Origin of the sequence: Limnospira sp. PMC 1279.21 (genome assembly GCF_032349615.1) — a bacterium.
GTDB lineage: Bacteria > Cyanobacteriota > Cyanobacteriia > Cyanobacteriales > Microcoleaceae > Limnospira > Limnospira fusiformis.
On record NZ_JARPLU010000305.1, the window covers coordinates 1 to 2,942 of the forward strand.

Below are 2,942 nucleotides of genomic sequence, written 5' to 3' on the forward strand. Positions count from 1 at the left end.
TGATTCAGTCTATCTCCCTCTAGGAGGTTATTTCAGGCATTGCAGCCCTATTTCACTCCTAAACGTTTCGCACCTTAGTTTTAAGTATGGCGATCGCTTATCGGTTGCACCATCTGGCTGCTGATATCCATTGAAACCAAGTTTTAGCTAGTGCCGTTTCTGGATATACTCGAATCTTCTTTGATAGCAGACTTGTACTTTCGGAGTCCATAGAGCCGGCAACTGAAGACATGGACGATGGCAAGGATGGCGGGTAGGGAATTGATGTCACCATCTCATCCCCTCCTAAGAACCGGACTTGACACTTTCGCATCATCCGGCTCAAGGCTTTAGCTTATCAGAATGTGAGCCTGTGTGTATATGTAAATGACAGGCTTTATGTACGTGGACGAGGTTTGATTCTTGATCCGTCCCCCCCATCTTTCACTCTGATTAAGTGATGGGTGTGTAGTTCTTCTCCGTTGAACAGATTTTCACCGCATACTGGACATTTCTATTTCTGGTTTTCAGCCACTTTGTAATACTTCGAGTCTTTATCCCATCGGGTCTTCCCTGTTGAGGTTTATCGCTGTTCCCAGTATTTGGCTAGGGCGGGATTGTCTGGGGATGAGGTATCCTTTACTTTGACGTGGCGTTTAATCGGCGTTTGAGAGATTTTAACCACCGATTCGGTTTGGGAATTTCCACGCCTGTCCTTTACCTCTGCCGCGAATATCCATTGCCTCCTTACCTTGGTGCGGAAGTATTTGTTCTTAACCCATTCTTTCCCTTTTGTTGGATGCCTCCTGACTGCCCATGCCCACAACATCTTGTGAACCATATGGTCAACATAGGAGAACACCGCTTTACTGACACCCGTTCTGTAGTAGTTTGCCCATCCGATTAATTGTTGGTTGATATTTGGTATTACTACGTCCTGGGGAAGTGATTTGTTGGCTTTGAGCCAATCTCGTAACTTTTGAAGGAAAGCTCGCATTCTTTTTTCTTTTTGAGGTTTGGTGAGAAGCTTGCCTTTGTACTGACGTAGATTAAACCCAAGGAAATTAACCCCTTGTGCTATCTGGGTGATAGAGGTCTTTTCTTTATTTAGAGTCAGTCCCCTTTTGCTCAACCATTCTTCGATGATGGGTACCACGGCTTTGATATCTTCCTCACATCTAGCAGTAATGATGAAGTCATCTGCATAGCGACTGTAACCGTACATCGGTGACTTCACTCTTTCCTGTTGCCCCTGGCGATTGCCACTCTTCCTAACTTGGATGGTTATTTTCTGATACTTTTTGAGAAGTTCGTCTAATCCATCTAGGGCAATGTTTGCTAATAGTGGGCTTATTATACCGCCTTGGGGTGTTCCGCTTTCTGTTGCGTTGAATATCTCTGCCTCAACATATCCTGCTTTCAGCCATTGTTTGATTATCTCTCTACCTGGTAAATTACCTACGGCTTTGAGTATGAATTCATGGTTTATGTTGTCAAAAGCCCCTTTAATATCCGCGTCTAGCACCCATGTGTCCTTTCCTCCTTGAAGTCGGAGGAAGCATTGATCGATAGCGTCATGGGCGCTTCTCCCCGGTCGAAAGCCATAGGAATTGGCTTCAAACCTAGCCTCGAAATGCGGTTCATAGGAATTCTTGACTACTGCTTGTCGAACTCGGTCTTTAATTGTGGGAATTCCGAGCGGTCTCCTTTTTCCGTTTGCTTTTGGTATATACACTCTCCTAGTTGGCGAAGCCTTCCCGGGTGTGTATTTTGTCATTTCCCCGACCAGTTTCACCCTTTCCTGATGGGTTAGAGCCGTCTGTTTATCAATCCCAGCCGTGCTTTTTCCCTGGTTTTCTTGGGTTACTCGTCTTACTGACAGTAGCAGGTTGGAGTAACTGCGTATCATGAGTTTCATAAGGCTTTTGACCTTTTTCCACTCACCGTTCTGAGTTGCTCGATAAATTCTCTGTCTTAGTTTCCTAACATTCTTCTTTATGGACTTCCAATTGATGTCCGCCCATTCCAAAGCTTGTTCCTTGACTCCAATACCATTGCTGGTTCCATCTTTCATCTCGGTTGGGATTCCTCACAAATGTTTATCGTTTAAGACCAGTTGGAAGTCTGCCATCTTTCGATGTGAGGCAAATCTTGAACCCCTATTCTCTGCATTACACAGGGACATTCGCTTTTTCCAACCTCCTATACCCTCTGAGTTATTCATCTTCCTTACGGTTGATTTACTCATTCGACCTTTGAGAACTCATAGGGTTTACCGTGTTTCGTGCGTAGAACCTTCGTTCCAGTTGGGTTCCTCCTATGCTCCGACAGAGGCTTTGTCCTTCCGTAATCAGCGAAGACATCTGATTACCCCTCTGCTCACCTTTTGGTTAATGTGTATCAGCCTTATTTCACATTTAAATGGATAACGGAGCTTGGGGAGATTCACTTTCGTTAACCCTTCTGGGACTTTCCCTTGCCTCTTATACCTCTTTTAGGCTGGAAGTATATTAGGCTTCTGTGCCTTGCATTATGCCAATTTCATTACTTATAGCATTAGTCAAGGTGGTTAGGACGCAGTGTTGAGAACGGAATCCATGGCATCATGGAGAGAATCAAACTGCTCAATACAATGGCGAATGCGGGCTTTCAACCACGACCAACATTTCTCTATCTTGTTGAGGTCTGGCGAATAAGGCGGAAGATAGAGTAAACGGCATTGAGCTGCCTCCACCAGTTCAGCAATCCGCCCCCCTTTATGAAACGTTGCATTGTCTAGCACTAGAGTCTGACCTGGCTTCAGTGTTGGAATTAAGATGAACTCCAACCACAACTCAAACACTGTCCGATTACAACAACCCTCAAAGCTAAAGGGGGCTAAGAGTTGTTGATGACACCATGCGGCTATATATAGCACAAGACAGAACACTTAGGACGTATAATGGAGAGGACGAGATGACTAG

At 44.9% G+C, this 2,942-nt stretch carries 1 protein-coding gene and 2 pseudogenes; all 3 read right to left on the minus strand.

Translation table 11 applies throughout. The features are described 5' to 3' along the window. Window positions 1-143 precede the first annotated feature (143 nt). Window positions 144-248, minus strand: a pseudogene (locus P5683_RS26590) (IS607 family transposase); the annotation flags it as partial. 314 nt (window positions 249-562) lie between these two features. Beyond that, on the minus strand, window positions 563-2,053 hold the full coding sequence (gene ltrA / locus P5683_RS23860) for a group II intron reverse transcriptase/maturase (protein ID WP_006626264.1): 1,491 nt from the start codon (window positions 2,051-2,053) through the stop codon (window positions 563-565). Window positions 2,054-2,548: 495 nt separating this feature from the next. Continuing rightward, a pseudogene (locus P5683_RS23865) lies at window positions 2,549-2,896 on the minus strand (IS630 family transposase); the annotation flags it as partial. Window positions 2,897-2,942: the final 46 nt, after the last annotated feature.

Excerpts from the sequence above, each read along its gene's own strand:
- ltrA (WP_006626264.1), bottom strand. The coding sequence starts at position 2,053 with ATGAAAGATGGAACCAGCAATGGTATTGGAGTCAAGGAACAAGCTTTG.